Annotated in this window: 18 protein-coding genes; 7 read left to right on the top strand and 11 right to left on the bottom strand. The window is 68.6% G+C overall.

The genetic code is table 11. The features are described 5' to 3' along the window. Positions 1 to 118: 118 nt before the first annotated feature. Positions 119 to 1,453, bottom strand: a complete 1,335-nt coding sequence (locus tag FHY06_RS22580) for an NAD(P)/FAD-dependent oxidoreductase (RefSeq protein WP_184606342.1) — start codon at positions 1,451 to 1,453, stop codon at positions 119 to 121. 251 nt (positions 1,454 to 1,704) lie between these two features. On the opposite strand from FHY06_RS22580, the gene FHY06_RS22575 reads away from it, so the two are divergent. Continuing rightward, entirely contained in the window at positions 1,705 to 4,005 is a 2,301-nt protein-coding gene (locus FHY06_RS22575) for an NADP-dependent malic enzyme (protein WP_019656999.1), read from the top strand. Positions 4,006 to 4,011: 6 nt separating this feature from the next. On the opposite strand, the gene FHY06_RS22570 is transcribed toward FHY06_RS22575, so the two are convergent. The 3 genes from FHY06_RS22570 to FHY06_RS22560 form a co-directional block, all read right to left on the bottom strand. Beyond that, on the bottom strand, positions 4,012 to 4,803 hold the full coding sequence (locus FHY06_RS22570; protein WP_184606341.1) for an aspartate/glutamate racemase family protein: 792 nt from the start codon (positions 4,801 to 4,803) through the stop codon (positions 4,012 to 4,014). 19 nt (positions 4,804 to 4,822) lie between these two features. Continuing rightward, entirely contained in the window at positions 4,823 to 5,887 is a 1,065-nt protein-coding gene (locus tag FHY06_RS22565; protein ID WP_184606340.1) for an S-methyl thiohydantoin desulfurase domain-containing protein, read from the bottom strand. A gap of 64 nt (positions 5,888 to 5,951) precedes the next feature. Then, the gene (locus FHY06_RS22560) at positions 5,952 to 7,592 is read right to left on the bottom strand and encodes an OPT/YSL family transporter (RefSeq protein WP_260310589.1); all 1,641 of its coding nucleotides are present in this window, start codon (positions 7,590 to 7,592) and stop codon (positions 5,952 to 5,954) included. A 155-nt stretch (positions 7,593 to 7,747) separates the two neighbouring features. Here FHY06_RS22560 and FHY06_RS22555 point away from each other — a divergent pair, with 155 nt between their 5' ends. The 4 genes from FHY06_RS22555 (at position 7,748) to FHY06_RS22540 (ending at position 11,364) form a co-directional block, all read left to right on the top strand. Beyond that, positions 7,748 to 8,521 carry an IclR family transcriptional regulator gene (locus FHY06_RS22555; protein ID WP_132754913.1) on the top strand — a complete coding sequence of 258 codons (774 nt, stop codon included), beginning with the start codon at positions 7,748 to 7,750 and terminating at the stop codon, positions 8,519 to 8,521. A gap of 152 nt (positions 8,522 to 8,673) precedes the next feature. Continuing rightward, positions 8,674 to 9,705 carry an ABC transporter substrate-binding protein gene (locus FHY06_RS22550; protein WP_184606338.1) on the top strand — a complete coding sequence of 344 codons (1,032 nt, stop codon included), beginning with the start codon at positions 8,674 to 8,676 and terminating at the stop codon, positions 9,703 to 9,705. Further along, positions 9,705 to 10,577, top strand: a complete 873-nt coding sequence (locus FHY06_RS22545) for an ABC transporter ATP-binding protein (RefSeq protein ID WP_093301839.1) — start codon at positions 9,705 to 9,707, stop codon at positions 10,575 to 10,577. The genes FHY06_RS22550 and FHY06_RS22545 overlap by 1 nt, the downstream gene beginning before the upstream one ends. 16 nt (positions 10,578 to 10,593) lie before the next feature. Continuing rightward, positions 10,594 to 11,364, top strand: a complete 771-nt coding sequence (locus tag FHY06_RS22540; RefSeq protein WP_019656996.1) for an ABC transporter permease — start codon at positions 10,594 to 10,596, stop codon at positions 11,362 to 11,364. 29 nt (positions 11,365 to 11,393) lie between these two features. On the opposite strand, the gene FHY06_RS22535 is transcribed toward FHY06_RS22540, so the two are convergent. The 6 genes from FHY06_RS22535 to FHY06_RS22510 are packed head-to-tail and all read right to left on the bottom strand — an operon-like array spanning position 11,394 to position 16,228. After that, entirely contained in the window at positions 11,394 to 12,215 is an 822-nt protein-coding gene (locus FHY06_RS22535; protein WP_184606337.1) for an HpcH/HpaI aldolase family protein, read from the bottom strand. 5 nt (positions 12,216 to 12,220) lie between these two features. Then, on the bottom strand, positions 12,221 to 13,033 hold the full coding sequence (gene hpaH, locus FHY06_RS22530) for a 2-oxo-hept-4-ene-1,7-dioate hydratase (protein ID WP_019656994.1): 813 nt from the start codon (positions 13,031 to 13,033) through the stop codon (positions 12,221 to 12,223). Beyond that, positions 13,030 to 13,905, bottom strand: coding sequence for a fumarylacetoacetate hydrolase family protein (locus tag FHY06_RS22525; protein WP_019656993.1), 876 nt, complete (start codon positions 13,903 to 13,905; stop codon positions 13,030 to 13,032). Before FHY06_RS22525 ends, hpaH begins: the two co-directional genes overlap by 4 nt. Further along, positions 13,902 to 14,789 carry an amidohydrolase family protein gene (locus FHY06_RS22520; RefSeq protein ID WP_184606336.1) on the bottom strand — a complete coding sequence of 296 codons (888 nt, stop codon included), beginning with the start codon at positions 14,787 to 14,789 and terminating at the stop codon, positions 13,902 to 13,904. Before FHY06_RS22520 ends, FHY06_RS22525 begins: the two co-directional genes overlap by 4 nt. Positions 14,790 to 14,825: 36 nt before the next feature. After that, on the bottom strand, positions 14,826 to 15,257 hold the full coding sequence (locus FHY06_RS22515) for a RidA family protein (protein WP_019656991.1): 432 nt from the start codon (positions 15,255 to 15,257) through the stop codon (positions 14,826 to 14,828). Then, positions 15,254 to 16,228, bottom strand: coding sequence for a Bug family tripartite tricarboxylate transporter substrate binding protein (locus tag FHY06_RS22510; RefSeq protein ID WP_019656990.1), 975 nt, complete (start codon positions 16,226 to 16,228; stop codon positions 15,254 to 15,256). Before FHY06_RS22510 ends, FHY06_RS22515 begins: the two co-directional genes overlap by 4 nt. Before the next feature lie 206 nt (positions 16,229 to 16,434). Between FHY06_RS22510 and FHY06_RS22505 the strand changes: the two genes are divergently transcribed. Next, positions 16,435 to 17,067 carry a flavin reductase family protein gene (locus FHY06_RS22505; RefSeq protein WP_126183280.1) on the top strand — a complete coding sequence of 211 codons (633 nt, stop codon included), beginning with the start codon at positions 16,435 to 16,437 and terminating at the stop codon, positions 17,065 to 17,067. Next, positions 17,051 to 17,926 (top strand): IclR family transcriptional regulator, encoded by an 876-nt coding sequence (locus FHY06_RS22500; RefSeq protein ID WP_126183279.1) that lies wholly within the window; start codon positions 17,051 to 17,053, stop codon positions 17,924 to 17,926. Before FHY06_RS22505 ends, FHY06_RS22500 begins: the two co-directional genes overlap by 17 nt. On the opposite strand, the gene FHY06_RS22495 is transcribed toward FHY06_RS22500, so the two are convergent. Further along, complete coding sequence (locus tag FHY06_RS22495) at positions 17,848 to 18,111, bottom strand: oxidoreductase-like domain-containing protein (RefSeq protein WP_184606335.1); 264 nt, start codon at positions 18,109 to 18,111, stop codon at positions 17,848 to 17,850. The two genes, FHY06_RS22500 and FHY06_RS22495, sit on opposite strands and share 79 nt — an antisense overlap. Positions 18,112 to 18,118: the final 7 nt, after the last annotated feature.

The following is an 18,118-nucleotide window of genomic DNA, read 5'->3' as shown; positions in this document are numbered from 1 at the left end:
GACGCGAAAGAAGGGCCAGGAGATTCCTACTGGCCGTTCTCTTGCGCTCTGCGCGAAATCTTCGCGCCTTCCGCGTACTCTGCGTCCGACTTCTCGTTCCCGCCCCTGCGCCCCCGCTTCACTGCGCAGACTCGAGCGATTCCTTCAGGTTGCGTCGGCGCCAGGCCCAGGTCTTCACGGCCTGCGGCAGGATGCCCAGGCACGAGGCGTAGTAGGTCACCTTGAAGCCCCAGAAGCGCGGGCCGATGGGCGTGTTGCGGAACAGGTCGCCGGCCAGGATGGACAGCAGCGCCTCCTGCATGCGCCAGATGTTGCGCGGCGCCATGAACAGGCGCCGGATGGCCGGCGAGGTGATGCGGTAGATGAACCACGAGAACATCTTCGGCCCGTGCTTCATCACCTTCTCGTAGTGGCGGAAGGCCTTCTCGGCTTCCTTCGCCTCGCCCTTTAGCCAGAAGTCGGCCGCGGTGGCGGCCTCGAAGCCGCTGTTCATCGCCAGGTACACGCCAGAGGAGAACATCGGGTCGACGAAGGCGTAGGCGTCGCCCACCATCATGAAGCGGTCGCCGCGGCAGAACTTGGAGTCGTAGGCGTAGTTGCCGGTGGAGGTGGCGCCCTCCATCAGCGTGGCGTTCTTCAGCCGCGCGGCCAGCTTGGGCGCGAGCGCGATGGTTTCCATCAGGAACTCCTCCAGCGAGCCCTTGCGGCGCTTGAAGTAGGCCGGAGACGCCACCGCGCCGACGCTCACCGTGCCGTCCTTCAGCGGGATGTACCAGAACCAGCCGTGGTCGAACCAGAACAGCGTGATGTTGCCCTCGAAGCGGCCCGGCTTGCGCTCGGCGTTGGCGAAGTGGCCGAACAGCGCCGCGCTGGCGTGCTTGCGGTTGCGGCGCTTGGCGTCGAACTGGTTCGACAGCAGGGTGTCGCGCCCGCTGGCGTCGATCACGAAGCGCGGACGCCAGGTGGTCTCGGTGCCGTCGTCGCCCTTGACCTTCACCGTCGGACGGTTGTCGGGCGTGCCCTTGCCGGCGTCCATGTCCACGCCGGTGACGCGCTGCCCCTCGAAGGTGCGCGCGCCGCGCTTGCCGGCATGGCGGAAGAGCAGCTCGTCGAATTCGGAGCGGCGCACGTGCACCGCGTAGGGAAAGCTCTTGTCCATCGCCTCGGCGAAGTGGAACTGGCTGGAGTGGTCGTGCCAGGGCGAGACGAACTCGGCCCCGTGCTTGCGGATGCCGATGGCCTCGACCTCGGTGCGCACGCCCAGGCGGTCGAACAGCGGCATGTTCATCGGCAGCAGCGATTCCCCGATGTGGAAGCGCGGGTGCTGCGCCTTCTCGATCAGCACCACGTCGTGCCCCTTGTCCGCGAGCAGCGCGGCCACCGTGGAGCCCGAGGGGCCGCCTCCGATGACGACGACGTCGGGTTCGTTGCTGTTGAAAGGTCCGGATGCCATGCGTGTTGCCCCTCTTTTCGCGGTGTTGTCGTTGTCGGCGCTACCCCGGCGGGATTCCGGCTGGACGGCCGGCCTGTTAACCAGTTGGTAACGAACGGCAGTTTAGCGAACCCGCCAGCCCGCTCCCATCCGCCCGAACCCCGCCATATCCGCCAGAAGCTATGGATTCAGGCGTTTTCGGCATTTCCCCAGTAAGAAGAGGCACTGCTTTTGCGGTAGCCTCATTGCCCGTCAGAAACAAGGAGACCTTCATGGCTGCACCCCTTTCCCCCGCAGAAGAAGCACTTCGCGAGGCAGCGCGCGAATACCACCGATCGCCCGTCAAGGGCAAGATCTCGATCACCCCGACCAAGCCCCTGCTGAACCAGCGCGACCTGTCGCTGGCCTACTCGCCCGGCGTGGCCTATCCCTGCCTCGACATCGCCGCCGACCCGGCGACGGCCTCCGAATACACCGCCCGCGGCAACCTCGTGGGCGTCGTCACCAACGGCACCGCCGTGCTCGGCCTGGGCGACATCGGCCCGCTGGCCGCCAAGCCGGTGATGGAAGGCAAGGGCTGCCTGTTCAAGAAATTCGCCGGCATCGACGTGTTCGACATCGAGCTGGCAGAGCGCGACCCCGACAAGCTGGTCGACATCATCGCGGCGCTGGAGCCCACGCTGGGCGGCATCAATCTCGAGGACATCAAGGCGCCCGAGTGCTTCTACATCGAGAAGAAGCTGCGCGAGCGCATGAACATCCCCGTGTTCCACGACGACCAGCACGGCACGGCCATCATCTCGGCCGCCGCGCTCATCAACGGCCTGGAGCTGGTGGGCAAGAAGATCGAGGAAGTGAAGATCGCCGTCTCGGGCGCGGGTGCCGCAGCCATCGCCTGCCTCGACGTGATGGTCGGCCTGGGCGCCAAGCCCGCCAACATCCACGCCTGCGACTCCAAGGGCCTGATCTACATGGGCCGCGCGGGCGGTTTCGACGAATCCAAGGCACGCTACGCCCAGAAAGACACCGGCGCCCGCACCCTGGCCGACGTGGTGAAGGACGCCGATGTGTTCCTGGGCTGCTCGGCCCCGGGCGTGATGACCGCCGAGATGGTCAAGACCATGGCCGCCCAGCCCATCATCCTGGCGCTGGCCAACCCCGAGCCCGAGATCCGCCCCGAGCTGGCCAAGGCCGTGCGGCCCGACTGCATCATCGCCACCGGCCGTTCGGACTACCCGAACCAGGTCAACAACGTCCTGTGCTTCCCGTACATCTTCCGCGGCGCGCTCGACTGCGGCGCGAGCAAGATCACCGAAGAAATGAAGCTGGCCTGCGTGCGCGAGATCGCCGAGCTCACCAAGGCCGACATCAGCGAGGAGGTGGCTACCGCCTACGCCGGCCAGGAGCTGGCCTTCGGCCCCGACTACATCATTCCCAAGCCCTTCGACTCGCGCCTGATCCTGCGCATCGCGCCGGCCGTGGCCAAGGCGGCCGCAGCCTCGGGCGTGGCCACGCGCCCGATCGAGGACATGGACGCCTACCGCCAGCACCTGACGCGCTTCGTCTACCAGACCGGCATGTTCATGCGCCCGGTGTTCAGCGCCGCCAAGATCGCCACCGCCAAGCGCGTGGCGTACGCCGAGGGCGAGGACGAGCGCGTGCTGCGCGCCGCCCAATGGGCCGTGGACGAAGGCCTGGCCAAGCCGATCCTGGTGGGCCGCCCCGCGGTGATCGAGGCGCGCATCAAGAAGGCCGGCCTGCACATCCGCGCAGGCGTCGACTTCGAGATCGTCAACCCCGAGGACGATCCGCGCTTCCGCACCTACTGGGAGAGCTTCCACAAGATCATGGGCCGCCGCGGCGTGACGCCGGAGGCCGCCAAGACCATGGTGCGCCGCTCGAACACCACCATCGCCGCGCTCATGATGCACCTGGGCGACGCCGACGCCATGATCTGCGGCCTGGTCGGACGCTTCGATGTGCACCTGGAGCACATCCGCAACCTGATCGGCCTGAAGCGCGGCGCGCCGGGCTTCGCGACGCTGAACGCCCTCACGCTCGACAAGCGCACGGTGTTCATCACCGACACCAACGTCAACGAAGACCCCAGCGCCGAGCTGCTCGCCAGCATCGCGATGATGGCCGCCGAGGAAGTGCGCCGCTTCGGCCTGCCGCCGAAGGTGGCCTTCCTGTCGCACTCGAACTACGGCACGTCGAGCCGCTCGTCGGCCCGCAAGATGCGGCTGGCGCGCGACCTGTTCGCGCAGATGGCACCCGACATCGAATGCGACGGCGAGATGCACGGCGACGCGGCGCTGTCGGAGGAAATCCGCCGCACCGCCCTGCCCGAGACCACGCTCAGCGGCGAGGCCAACCTGCTCGTGTGCCCCAACCTCGACTCGGCCCACATCCTCTACAACGTGCTGAAGATGACCGGCGCCAACGGCATCACGGTCGGCCCGGTGCTGCTGGGCGCCGCGAGCTCGGCCCACGTGCTCACGCCTTCGTCGACGGTGCGCCGCATCATCAACATGACGGCGCTGGCGGTGGCGAAGGTGACGGTCGACAAGTAAGACCGTTCAGGCGTGGAACGGTGACGCGACCGGCACATTAGCCGGGTCGAACACCTTCCACGCCAGCAGTTCCTCTTCCTCCGGCGGCGGCTCGCAGCCGCCGACGCGGCTGGGCTTCCAGCCAAAGCGCTGCCGCGTATCGGCCAGTGCCTCGGCGCGCTTGAAGGCGGCCAGCGCCGAATCGATGACCGGGACGCCCAGCACGTCCTGCAGCTGGCGATAGAACCCGAACTCCAGGGTGCAGCCGAGGATCAGCGCCTCGGCGCCGTCCTCCTCGATCGCGCGGCGGCCCTGCTCGACCATGCGGCGCGCGGTTTCCTCGCGGTCGCGCTGGAAGTCCTCCACCCCGAGCTGCAGCGCGCGGCACGAAGCCAGCAGGTGGCCGTGCCCGTACTCGCGCACGCGCGACTCGATGCGCGGCACCCACTTGCGGCGCCCGACGATGACCGACACCTTCTGCGCCAGGTTCGCCGCCACCTCGAACGAGGCCTGACAGGGCGCGACCACCACCGTATCGCCCGAGATCTCGCGGGCCTCCACCAGCACCGGGTCGTAGAAGCAGCCGAGCACCACCGCGTCGAACTTCTTCACCGCTGCGTCTCGCACCACGCGAACGATGTCGGCGCCCAGCAGCGCCTCGTAGCTCTGGTACTCGACGTGGTGGCGCACCGAGGCGTTGCGCAGCGAAACCACCTGCACCTCGGTGCCGGGGTTCTTCACCTCGGCGAATTCACGAGCGAAGCGCTCGTTGTAGGTGTCGTTGCCGACCGTCCGGATCCATCTCACGCGCAGCGTCATGGCGGCTCCTTGCGTGTGCTCAGGCCAGAGCTTCTTCGGCGGGCGCGAAGGCCTCGCCCAGCGACTTCTCGAGCGGGCGGTACAGCTCGGGCATGAACATCGTGCGCGACAGCAGCAGCCGCGCGCGCGGCGCGACCAGCACGCGCAGCCGCGCGCCCTGGCGCACGTGGGCCGACACCACCGGCTTGCCGTCGTCCGAGAAGGTCATCACGAGATCGGGAAAGCGCGCGATGCGCTTTCCTTCCTGCTCCAGCAGCATGTATTCGTTGATGAAGCGCAGCGTAGTGCGCGCGGCGTCGTCGAGCTCGACGATGCCCACGTCCAGCCCCTCCTGCTGTTCGCAGCGGTAGGTGCGCACCTCGCCCTCGGCCACGATGCGGCCCTCAAGCGAACGGGCGACTGCATCCACGCCGCCATCGAGGTAGGTCTGGCCCAGCGCGATGGCATGGCTGATGGCGCCCGGCGCCCCGTGCCGGCGCGCATAGCCGACGCTGACCGGATTGCGCGCCACCGCCACGAGGCCGCCCGCCTCGACGGAGGCGCGGCGCACCACGGCGGAGGTCTGCTCCAGGCGGCCCGACACGACGCCTTCGACATAGCGATGCGGCTCGCCGCCCGCGTAGGCCTGCACCGAAAGGTAGTCGGGCTCGGTATGCAGGCCCAGCGCGCCCATCACGCTCGACGGATGTGCGCGGCCGTTGCAGGCCAGGTCGATCACGGGCAATCCGCTCATGGCGGCATGGAACCAGCCGTTGACCGTGGTCTCGGCTCCGTTCTCGTTGGCATGCAGACCGACCAGCTTCTGGCCCGCCGGCAGTTCGCGGCGCAGCAATTCCAGCGTGCGCAGCAGGTGCGCCGGCTGCACATGCGGATCGGGCGCGGCCGGGGCACCGACCAGCGCCATGGTGGCGGTGAGCGCCGAGTCTTCGAACTCGTCGGCGCTCCAGAGCTGCGGCGTACCGACCTGCAGCGCGAGCTTTGCGGCACGTTCGCCGGACTCGATCAGCCCGCCGCCGCCGCCGCCGAGGATGGCGCCGCCCCAGATGGCCGCGCGGACGTCGTCGCTTGTCAGATTGCGTTTCATGGATTCGTGGTTCCTGTGTGGTGAAGGGAAGAAGGGAGGAAAGAGAGAAGGCGTGACGCAGTCGCTACCTGCGCAGGCTCTTCACCGCGCCGGAGAAGAAGCTGTAGAGCGCGTCACCCGCGATGACGCCGCCCGCGAACACTTCGAGCCGCTCGCGCGCCGAGGCACCGAGAACGCGATGCACGACCAGCCGACAGGCGATGCCGGCAGCGACCATCCAGCCCGCCATCGGGCTCGCGATGAGCAGGCCCGTGGCGAACAGCACCCCGAGCTGCTGCCGCGCGCCGCCCAGGATCTGCAGCAGCGCACCGGGCAGCGCCCACAGCGCAAGGTTGCGCGCCGTGTCGCCCGAGATGCCGGCCTTGATGGCCGCCACGTAGGCCGCGTTGATGGGTGCCGTCTGATGGTTGGCAAAGAACAGTCTGTAGCTGCAGGCCACGACCACGATGGCCACGGCGAAGCCCACCATGCCCGCGATCATCTGTTCGCGCCGGCCGGCCATCTCGAAGGGCGTGCCCGATGTCTCGCCGCGCAGCAGGTGCCCGGCCTTGAGGTCGTAGCCCATGTCGGCGAAGGCCGGCCCGGTGGCCGCCGAGAAGCCAGCCAGCACCACCAGTGCCTCGGGCGGAAAGCCGATGAGGATGCCGATCAGCAGCGAGATCAGCGCCACCGCGAAAGCCGGGAACCAGCCCGAGTGCATGGCCGCGATGCCCACGATCAGCTCGTGCACGAAAGCCGCGAAGGTGCCGTAGACGACGAAGCACACGAGCATGCCCGGCGACATGCCGGTGTACACGCCCGTGCCCGCGGCCAGCACCACCATGATGGCGAGATAGCCGGCGCCGCCCAGGCGCAGCGAGCGGCCGAGCGTGCTGGCGCCGCGCACGTCTTCTTCCTTCTGCGGGGCGGAAGCGCCGGACGGGGCCCGGCGCCTGCCGAGCACCACGCGGCCCACCTGCCCCAGCGCCACGATGCCGGCGCCGATCATCATTCCGTGGGGCACGTAAAGCGCGCCGATATCCAGCCCGAAGAGCGGCATCGAGTAGCCGCGCACCAGCAGGCCGACGCCGAAGGCGATCATCGCGCCGAGCCCGCCGATCAGCGCCACGCCGAATGCCGACATCGGCAGCTTGAACACCGCGCCCGCCACGCCGGTCGCCAGCCCGCCCAGCAGCAGCCAGGCCTGCTTGCCGCCGCCGTCGCCCGCCTTGATGGCCTCGGCGGCGGCGATGCCCAGCGGCCAGGGGTTCTTCGCCGGGAACGCGGGCGTGTCGAACATGCGATAGAGCAACCATGCATCGAGCAGCATCGCCAGGCTCACGCCGACGAGCATCGGCACCACCATGTCGGGCAGCCCGAACAGGAAAGGGATGCCGATCGGCAGGAACAGGCTGTTGGCGGCGCCGAAGGTGGCCGACGAGATGCTGGTCTGCGCGAGGTTCTGCGCATGCACCGAGCGAAAGCCCCGGAACACGGCCAGCGGCACACGCGCCAGCGTCATGGCTGCGAGCGCGCCGATCAGCGAGGTGCTCGGCGTGATGCCCAGGCTCGCCAGCATCTGGATGCCGACGATGGCGCCGAACACGCTCAGCACCACCGTGAGGATCAGGTTGGCCGGAGCCAGTGCCTTCGGGTGCAGCTGCGGTGACGAGTGGGCGGCTGCGCCCTCCTCCAGCGGCATCGCCGCGGTTGCGTCGTGGTTCATGGTCATCTCTTGAAGTTCCATTTTTTGGAACTTAGTCCAATAAAATTGAACTGAATGATAGAACCGGCCGGATCGCTGTCAAGGCTGGTTCACCCGAGCCGGCGGACGCGTTGCGCGCCGAACCTATGATTCCCACCCGCCAACCCATCTGAACTATGAGCACCCTTGCCAACGCCATGGACGTCCTGAAGCTGATCGCGCGGCTGCGCCGCGACATCACGGTGACGGATGTGGTGACGGAACTGGGACTGCCGAAGAGCTCGGCCTCGCGCACCCTCAGCATGATGGCGAGCTACGGCTTTCTGGACCGCGATGCGGCCACGCGCGCCTACCGGCCGGGCGGCGTGATCATGGAAGCCTCGTACCACTTCCGCGCCTCGCGCAACGCCGCCTCGCTGGTGGAGGATGCACTCGATTCGCTGGTGGCCGAGACCCGCTTCACCGGCTACATCAACGTGCTCGACGGCACCGACACGCTGGTGATCCAGATGCGCGCGGGCGCAGGCGCGCTGCAGATCTACACGCCGCCTGGCAGCCGCGCACCTGCCTACTCGAGCGCCATGGGCCGCGCCCTTCTGGCGCGCATGAGCGACGCCGAAGTGACGGCGCTGCTCGGCGGCCGGCTCGACCAGGGACGCGGCGACGCGCCGCGCACGCGCAAGGACCTGCTCGCGCGCCTTGCCGTCATCCGCGAAACCGGCTGGGCCCTCTCGCGCGGCGAGTACGTGACCAACGTGGCGGGCATCTCTGCCGCCGTGTTCGACCCGGCCACGCGGCAGGCCTACGCCTTCGGCATCGCGCTGCCCTCGGAGCTGCTGACGGACGCGCTGGTCGAGCGCTTCGGCACCGTCGTGCGCGACGCCGCCGCGAGTGTCGGCAAGCGTGTCGGCGATCCGTACTGGCTCGCATTCGGTGCAAGCGTCCCCTGAAAGCGAAGGGATTTCCCTCTGACGGTGCGGAATTCAGGCGCGACGCACCAGCTTGATCCACAGGAAGGGTTCGCACCAATCACGTGCGGGCACCGTTTTTGCTTGAATGCAGAAGCATTCAATCCCCTTTCATCCAACGGATCGATCTCCGCATGAACAAGCGCCAACTGCTCCAGTCCTTCCTCGCCGCCTCGGCCATCAGCTTCAGCCTCGCACCGGCCTTTGCACAGAGCCCGACGCCGATCAAGTTCCAGCTCGACTGGCGCTTCGAGGGACCGGCGGCGCTGTTCCTGCATCCAGCCGCCAAGGGCTACTTCAAGGCCGCGGGCCTCGACGTGACCATCGACGCGGGCAACGGCTCGGGCGGCACGGTCACGCGCGTGGCCTCGGGCGCCTACGACATGGGCTTCGCCGACCTCGCGGCGCTGATGGAGTTCCACGCCAACAACCCCGACAGCCCCAACAAGCCGGTCGCGGTGATGATGGTCTACAACAACACGCCGGCCTCGGTCATGACGCTCAAGAAGAGCGGCATCACCAAGCCTTCCGACCTCACCGGCAAGAAGCTCGGCGCGCCGGTGTTCGACGCGGGCCGCCGCGCCTTCCCGATCTTCGCCAAGGCCAACAACATCGGCGCCGTCAACTGGACCGCCATGGACCCGACGCTGCGCGAGACCATGCTGATGCGCGGCGACATCGACGCCATCACCGGCTTCACCTTCACCTCGCTGCTCAACCTGGAAGCACGCGGCGCCAAGACGGCCGACGTGGTGATCCTCCCCTATCCCGACTACGGCGTGAAGCTGTACGGCAACGTCATCATCGCCTCGCCCAAGCTCATCAAGGAGAACCCCGAGGCGGTGAAGAAATTCCTCTCGGCCTTCGCCAAGGGCGCGAAGGAAGTCATCGCCAACCCCGCGGTGGCCATCGAGTCGGTGAAGGCGCGCGACGGCATCATCGACAGCAAGCTCGAGACGCGCCGCCTGCAGCTGGCCATCGACACCGTCATCAACAGCGCCGACGCGCGCGCCGAGGGCTTCGGCGCGGTCAACGCGGGCCGCATGTCGCTGATGGCCTCGCAGGTGTCGGACGCCTTCAACACCAAGACGCGCGTGAGCCCCGACGCGGTGTGGACCGCCGCGCTGCTGCCGCCCGCGGCCGAACTGAACATCCTGAAGAAGTGATGGCAGCCGCATCGCAGGACGCGGCCGCAGCTCCCTTCGTCGCACCCTTCGTCGACTTCCAGGACGTCTGGCTCGCCTACAACGAGGAGCTGCTGCGCGCCAACCACTTCGCGGTCGAGGCCATCGACCTCAAGGTGAAGCGCGGCGAATTCATTGCCATCGTCGGGCCTTCGGGCTGCGGCAAGTCGACCTTCATGAAGCTCACCACCGGGCTGAAGATGCCGTCGATGGGCAAGATCCGCATCGACGGCCAGCCGGTGACGGGGCCGCTGAAGATCTCGGGCATGGCCTTCCAGGCGCCCTCGCTGCTGCCGTGGCGCACCACGGTCGACAACGTGCTGCTGCCGCTGGAGATCGTCGAGCCCTACCGTTCCAGCTTCAAGGCCAGGCGCAAGGAATACGAGGAGCGCGCCCGCCGCCTGCTGCAGAAGGTGGGCCTGGGCGGCTACGAGGACAAGTTCCCGTGGCAGCTCTCGGGCGGCATGCAGCAGCGCGCGAGCATCTGCCGCGCGCTCATCCACGAGCCCAAGATGCTGCTGCTCGACGAGCCCTTCGGCGCGCTCGACGCCTTCACGCGCGAGGAGCTGTGGTGCATCCTGCGCGACCTCTGGACCGAGCAGCAGTTCAACGTGATCCTGGTCACGCACGACCTGCGCGAATCGGTGTTCCTGGCCGACACGGTGTACGTGATGAGCAAGAGCCCGGGTCGCTTCGTTGTCAAGCGCGAGATCGACCTGCCGCGCCCGCGCGAGCTCGAACTCACCTACACGAAGGAGTTCACCGACATCGTGCTGGAGCTGCGCGGGCACATCGGCGCGATCCGGAACACCGGCGCGAGCGCCGCCCAGTCGGCCGCGGCTGTTTCCCACTGAGGGCGCACGGGACCACATGAGAAACACCAAGCAAATCGAACGCTGGTCGCCCTGGCTGCTGCTCGTGGCGGTGATCCTGCTGTGGCAGATCATCTGCTCGGCCTTCGAGGTCTCGGACTTCATCTTCCCGAGCCCGTGGCGCATCTGGAACCAGTTCTGGGAATTCAAGGAAGTCATCGCCGGCCACGCGTGGCGCACCTTCTGGGTCACCATGGCGGGCTTCGGCCTCGCGATCGTGGTGGGTGTGCTGCTGGGCTTCGTGATCGGCAGCTCGCGCATCGCGTACGCGGCGATCTACCCGCTGATGACGGCCTTCAACGCGCTGCCCAAGGCGGCCTTCGTGCCGATCCTGGTCGTCTGGTTCGGCATCGGCATCGGGCCGGCGATCCTCACGGCCTTCCTGATCAGCTTCTTCCCCATCATGGTCAACATCGCGACCGGCCTCGCCACGCTCGAGCCTGAGCTCGAAGACGTGCTGCGCGTGCTCGGCGCGAAGCGCTGGGACGTGCTCATGAAGATCGGCCTGCCGCGCTCCATGCCCTACTTCTTCGGCTCGCTGAAGGTGGCGATCACGCTGGCTTTCGTGGGCACCACCGTCAGCGAGATGACGGCGGCCAACGAAGGCATCGGCTACCTGCTGATCTCGGCCGGCTCGGCCATGCAGATGGGCCTGGCATTCGCGGGCCTGATGGTGGTGGGCGCGATGGCGATGCTGATGTATGAACTCTTCAGCGTGGTCGAGAAGCACACCACCGGCTGGGCGCACCGCGGGTCGCAGAACCAGTGAGCGGCGGGCGGCCCCGTGCCGCCGCGCCTTCAGTATGCCGGCCGCGCCGCGCGTGCCGCCTGCGCGCCGTCGCGGAAACGCGCGGCCGCCCCTTCGGCGCCGCGCGCCAGGATCTGCAGGTCCATAGCCACCGCCACGAAGAGCGCGCCCAGGTCCAGGCACTCGCGCGCCCGCGCGTCGTCGAGCATCAGGATGCCGGGCGCCTTGCCGGCGGCACGGATGCGGCGGATCGCATCGTCGATGGCGCGCTTCACCGTCGGATGGCCGGGGTCGCCTGGGTGGCCCAGGCTCGCCGACAGGTCGGCCGGCCCGATGAAGACGCCGTCGATGCCTTCGACCTCGAGGATCGCGTCCAACTGATCGAGCGCCTCGCCGGTTTCCACCTGCACCAGCACGCACAGTTCGTCCTGCGCGGTCTTCACATAGTCGCCGATGCGCCCGAAGTTCGACGCCCGCGTCGAGCCGCCCATGCCGCGCACGCCGCCCGGGGCATAGCGCGTGGCGCGCACCGCCGAGCGCGCCTGCTCCGCGTCCTGCACGAAGGGCAGCAGCAGGCTCTGCGCGCCGATGTCGAGGTAGCGCTTGATGAGCACGGTGTCGTTCCAGTCGGGCCGCACCACCGCCGACGTGCGCCGCGCGGCGTCGGCCGGCACCGCGGCGCTCACCGCCTGCAGCTGGTGCAGCATGTGGGGCACGTCGGTGGGCGTGTGCTCGGTGTCGAGCAGCACCCAGTCGAAGCCCGCGCCCGCGACGATCTCCGATACGTACGGGTCGGGCAGCGTGGACCACAGCCCGATCTGCGGCACGCCGGCCGCGAGCGCGCGCTTGAAGTGATTGGGAAGCACCGGCATGGCGTTCATCCGAAGTGGCACGACACGGTGCCGAATTCGCCATAGTCGGCCACCACCGTATCGCCCTTGCCGACCTCGATCGGCCGGATGAAAGAGCCCGCCAGGATCACCTGGCCCGCTTCCAGCGACACGCCGAAGCGATGCAGCCGATTGGCCAGCCATGCGACGCCGTGGGCTGGATGGTTGAGCACGCCGGCGGCCAGGCCGGTCTCCTCCACCTCGCCATTGCGGCTCACGATGGCGCCGATGCGCCGCATGTCGGCATCGACCAGCGCGGGCTTGAACGGCCGCCCGCCCAGCACCAGCGCGGCATTGGCGGCGTTGTCGGAAATGGTGTCGAGCACGTTGCGCGTGCGCCCGGTGTCGGGGTCGACGCGCTGGATGCGCGCGTCGAGGATCTCCAGGGCGGGCGTCACGTAGGCCGTGGCGTCGAGCACGTCGAACAGCGTGCAGTCGGGCCCCGTCAGCGGACGCGCCAGCACGAAGGCCAGCTCGGCCTCGATCTTCAGCTGCAGGAAGCGCTCGGTCGGGATCACCGCGCCGTCGCGGTAGAACATGTCGTCGAGCAGCGCGCCGTAGTCGGGCTCGGCGATGTTCACCGCGCGCTGCATGGCCTTGGAGGTGAGTCCGATCTTGTGGCCCTTGAGCGTGCGGCCATTGCGCAGCTTGAGCTGCATCCATGCGTGCTGGATGGCGTAGGCGTCGTCGATGGTCATGTCTGGGTGGTCGAGCGAGAACTGGCGGCAAGCCCGGCGCGAGAGTTGCGCCTGCTCCAGCCGCTCGGCGGCCTGAGACAGGGTGGTGGCATCGAGGCTCATTGCACCGCCTCCTCTGCGCGCACCACGTTGCGCAGCACGCCCACGCCGCTGACTTCGACCTCGACCACGTCGCCCGGCTTGAGGAACCGGGGTGGGTCGAAGCGGATGCCCGCACCGGTCGGCGTGCCGGTGGCGATGATGTCGCCGGGCTCCAGGGTGGTGAAGGTCGACAGGTAGTGCACCAGGTAGGCGAAGTCGAACATCAGGTTCTCGGTGGTGTCGTCCTGGCGCTGCTCGCCGTTGACGCGTGTGCTCACGCGCAGCGCGCCGAAGCCCTGCGGGAATTCGTCGGCGGTGACGATCCAGGGGCCGATGCTGCCGGAGGCGTTGAAGTTCTTGCCTTGCGTCACGTTGAACTTGGCGTGGTGCACCCAGTCGCGGATGGTGCCTTCGTTCATGCAGGTCACACCGGCGATGCAGGCGAGGGCCTCGTCGCCGTTCACGCGGCGCGCGCGGCGGCCGATGACGATGGCGATCTCGCCCTCGTAGTCGAGCTGCGTCGATTCGAGCGGCTGCAGCAGCGGCTCGCCGTGGCCCGCGAAGGATTCGGCCACGCGCATGAAGATGCTGGGGTACTTCGGCAAGTCGCTGCCGTCCTTGTATTCGGCGTTGCGGTGCGCGTAGTTCACGCCGATGCAGAACACGCGGCGCGGCCGGGCGATGGGCAGTTCGAAGCGCACGTCGGCCAGCGCGTGGTCGGCCATGGCTCCTTCGACCGCGGCGCGGGCCTGGGCCAGCGCGGCTTCGCCGCCGGCCAGCAGCGCGGATACCGACGCGAAGGCCGGCAGGCGCCGGCCCAGGTCGATCACGCCGTCGCCGACGACGCAGCCCCAGCGGGAAGAGCCGCCGTGCAGATAGCTGATGAGTTTCATGCGGTCTCGAATCCGAAGAAGCGGGCGGGGTTGTCGACAAGAACCTTCTGCCGCGTGGCGGCGTCGGGCGTGAAGCGGTAGAGCAGCTCGAGCAGCGCGCCCTCGTTGGGCGGCTGCTTCATCGACACGGGGTGCGGCCAGTCGCTGCCCCAGACGCAGCGATCGGGCGCGGCCTCGATCAGGCGGCGCGCCAGCGGCACCACGTCGTCCCAGGGCGCGCCGGTCTTGGAGATCTTCTCGGACAGCGACAGCATCACCCAGAAGTTGCCGCGCTCGAAAAGCTCGAGCATGCGCGCGAGGCTCGGGTCGCCGTCGCCGCGCGAAGGGTCGGCGCGGCCCATGTGGTCGAGCAGCACCGGCACGTCGAGCGCCTCGAAGGTCGCGAGCTGTGCCGCGATGCCGTCGGGCTCGGGCTGCACCTTGACATACCAGCCGAGCTCCTTGACTCGGGCGAAGGCACGCGCCTGCTCGGCCGCGCTCAGGCTGATGCCGAGGCCGCCGCGGGTGAAGCGCGCGCCGCGCACGCCGGTGTCGTGCAGCTTCTGCAGGTAGGCGTCGTCGCGCTCGGTCAGCACTGCCGCGTTGGCACAGCCCATGTAGCGGCGCGGGCCGCCGGCGTTGAGGCCCTCGAGCGCATCGAGCACCACCGTGTGGTCGGCGCCATAGGTGGTGGCCTGCACGATCACGCCACGTGCGATGCCGAGCGTGGCGTGCAGCCGCTGCGCCACCTGCCAGGTGGCGGTGGGCATTTCATAGGCGGCATTGGGCCGCACCGGATATTGCTCGCGCGAGCCGAAGACGTGGAACTGGCTGTCGCATGCCAGCGGCGGCGGCAGCGGCACGGGCGCGCGCGGATGGGGGTCGAAAGGAAGGTAGTCGGGCATGGTTCTTCGGGGCGTGGAAACAGGAGAGGCAGGCGCTCAGGCGATCCAGGCGGTGAAGCTGCATTCGATGAGCTTGCCCATGTCGAGCTCGGGCGCGACGATGGCGTGGCGCGCCGGCCGCGAGGCGGCATCGGGGAACATCTCGAGCCAGGGCACGTTGAGTGCGGGCCGCTGGCTGCGGTCCTTCATCCACACGGTGAGCTTGACGATGTCCTGCGTGCCGCCGCCGGCCGCCTCCACGATGCGGCGGACGTTGTCGAGCATGAAGCGGCACTGCGCCTCGATGGTCTCGGCGGGCTTGCCGGTGGCCGGGTCGTTGCCCTGGATGCTGCCGCTCTCGAGCAGCGGCCCCACGCGGCAGGCCGCGGGAATCGGGTTCTTGTGGCCGAAGCCGTCGACATACACGCTGGTGCGCGCGGCGGGGGCGGCGCGCCCGAGGGCGGCGGTGGGTGAGTTGGGCGTGCTCATTCGGCGGAAATGTTGGATTGCTTGATGACCGGCATCCAGCGCGCGTCTTCCTTGGCCAGGAAGCGCGCGAACTGCTCGGGCGAACTGCCGCGGGCCTCGGAGCCAAGCGTCTGGAAGCGCGCGCGCACAGCCTCGTCGGCCAGGATCTTCTGCAGCGCGGCCGACAGCCGCGCGACGATCTCCTTCGGCGTGCCCTGCGGCGCGAGAACGCCGGTAAAAGTTTCGGTGCTGAAGTCCTTGAAGCCGGCCTCCTGCAGCGTCGGCACGTCGGGCAGCTGCGGCAGCCGCTTGGGCGACGTCACCGCGAGCGCGCGCGTGCGGCCCTGCTGGATGAACGGGCCGGCCACCGAGATCTGGTCGAAGTTGAACTGCACCTGCCCGCCCAGCAGGTCGGTGGTGGCGGGCGCATTGCCCTTGTAGTGCACGGTGGTCCAGTGCGCGCCGCTTTCGCGCTGCAGGTACTCGCTCACCAGATGGTTCTGCGTGCCGGCGCCGGGCGAAGCCATGGTCAGCGTGTTGCCGGGCTTCTTCCCTTCCGCGACCAGATCGGCCACCGTCTTGTAGGGGGTCGAGGGATGCACCTGCAGCACCAGCGGCGTGAACGACACAGAGCTGACCGGCGTGAAATCCTTCTTCCAGTCGTAGGCGTTGCGCTTGAAGATGGTCGGCGAGAACAGGATCGGGCCGTTCGCGCCCATGAAGAAGGTGTAGCCGTCGGGCGCGGACTTGGCCACGTACTCGGCGGCGATCATGCCGCCCGCACCCGGTCGGTTGTCCACGATGAAAGGCTGCTTGAACGCAGCCTGCAGCTGCTCGCTGATGATGCGCGCGGCGCCATCGACGTTGCCTCCCGGCGGGTAGGGCAACACCAGCTTCACGGGTTTGTCGGGCCAGCCGGCCTGAGCCGATGCGATTGCGGGCGCGAAGGCCGCGCACACGGCCACGGCTGCGGTGGCGATGAGTTCTTTCAAGGTCTTGTCTCCTGCTTGCGTGCCGGCCCCGCAAGTGTGTTGCGCTGTGCACCGGCCACCCATGCACTCTAAGAATCCGGGTGCGGATGCTGCAACGCAATATGTCCTCGTTGTTCCATATGATGGACGTTTTCGAGAAGTCCGCGCCCGCCGGCTTCGACGCGCTGCGGACAATGCAGCCTCAGCCACCAAGGAAGGCCTCCCTCATGTTTCTCGATGCCGGCGACCTGTCGCCCGAAGCCACCTACCGCCTGATGAGCGGCATCGTCGTGCCGCGTCCCATCGCCTGGATCACCACGCTGTCGGACGCCGGCGTGGTCAACCTCGCACCGTTCTCATGCTTCACCTTCGTGTCGAACAAGCCGCCGATGCTGGGCGTGAACGTCGGCCGCAAGGCCGGCCGGCGCAAGGACACCGGCGCCAACATCCACGCGCTGGGCGAGTTCGTGGTGAACATCGGAGACGCCTCGCAGATGGTCGCCATCCACGAGAGCAGCGCGGAGCACGCGCCCGACGTGAGCGAAACCGAACTGCTCGGCCTAGGCACGCTGCCGTGCACCACGGTGCGGGTGCCGCGCCTGGCCGATGCGCCCATCAGCATGGAATGCCGGCTGGAGCAGGTGATCTCCTTCGGCCGGACCGGCGCGGAGTTCATCGTCGGCGAGGTCACGGCCTTCCACATCCGCGACGGCCTGCTGCACGACGGCAAGGTCGACACCCGCGCCCTCGACCCGGTGTGCCGCATCGGCGGCCCGAACTACGCCACGCTGGGCGAGATCGTCACGCTGCGCGGCATGCAGCAGACGCCCAAGGCGGTCATGGATGGCGGCGCCGTCTAGCTCGATCGACGGCACCGACGCCGGCACGGCCGGCGCGCAGAGCGTGCGCCGCGCGCTCGCGGTGCTGCGCGTGCTGGCTACCGGCCAGGAGCGCGGCGTGCGCCTGACCGACGTGGTGGCGCACACCGGCCTCAACCGGCCGACAGTGCACCGCATCCTGCGCGTGCTGGTGGAAGAAGGCGCTGTCGAGCAGGACCCCGCCACGCGCCGCTACCTGGTCGGCGGCGAGGTCTCGCTGCTGGGGCTGGCGCGCTCGAGCCGCTTTCCCATCCGCGCGATCGCCGAGCCGCACCTTCGCCACCTGAGCGAAAGCCTGGGCGACACGGCCTTCCTCACCATCCGCAACGGCACCGACTCGGTGTGCATCGACCGGCGGGCAGGCAGCTTTCCGGTGAAGGTGCTGTCGATCGAGATCGGCGCCCGGCGCCCGCTGGGCGTGGGTGTGAGTGGCCTCGTGCTGCTCGCGTCGCTGCCGCCCGCCGAGGCCGCCGAGGTGGTGGAACGCAACGTGCGGCGACTCGAAGCGCTGCGCATCGATCCCGCGGAACTGCTGGCGCGGGCCGTACGCGTGAGCCGCGACGGTTATGCCTATGCGCCCGTGGGCGTGGTGCCCGGCTCGCGCGCTGTGGCGGTGCCTGTCCGCCTGGCCGACGGCCGCACCGTGGCCGGTCTGGCCATCGCGACCATCACCGAGCGCCTGCCCGATGCGCGGGTCGAGACCGTCGTGGCGCAGATGCATGAAAGAGCGCGGCTGATCGGGGCTCAGGCGGCGGAGCTCGCTCACCGCAAGTCGGCGCGGCGTGCCTCGGCTTCGGGCACGCCGTCGTCGAGCATCAGGGACGCTTCGTCGCGCCAGTAGTTCACCGCCGCCAGCCACCCCTCCCACACGCAGCCATTGCAGCCGCGGCCGCAGCAGGTGGTGGGCTCGGGCGGAGGTGGGCGCAGCCTGAGGCCTTGGGCGTCGAGCAGGGCCTGCACACGCACGATCAGCGCTTGCGCGCCGGCGAGGTTGGAGGGTTCCGGGAGCTGGTCGATGGGGTTCATGGTGCAG

Origin of the sequence: Variovorax atrisoli (genome assembly GCF_014195185.1) — a bacterium.
GTDB classification, from domain to species: Bacteria; Pseudomonadota; Gammaproteobacteria; order Burkholderiales; family Burkholderiaceae_C; genus Variovorax; species Variovorax atrisoli.
The sequence above is the reverse complement of the archived record's forward strand: the minus strand, read 5'-3'. Positions and strand labels throughout refer to the sequence as shown.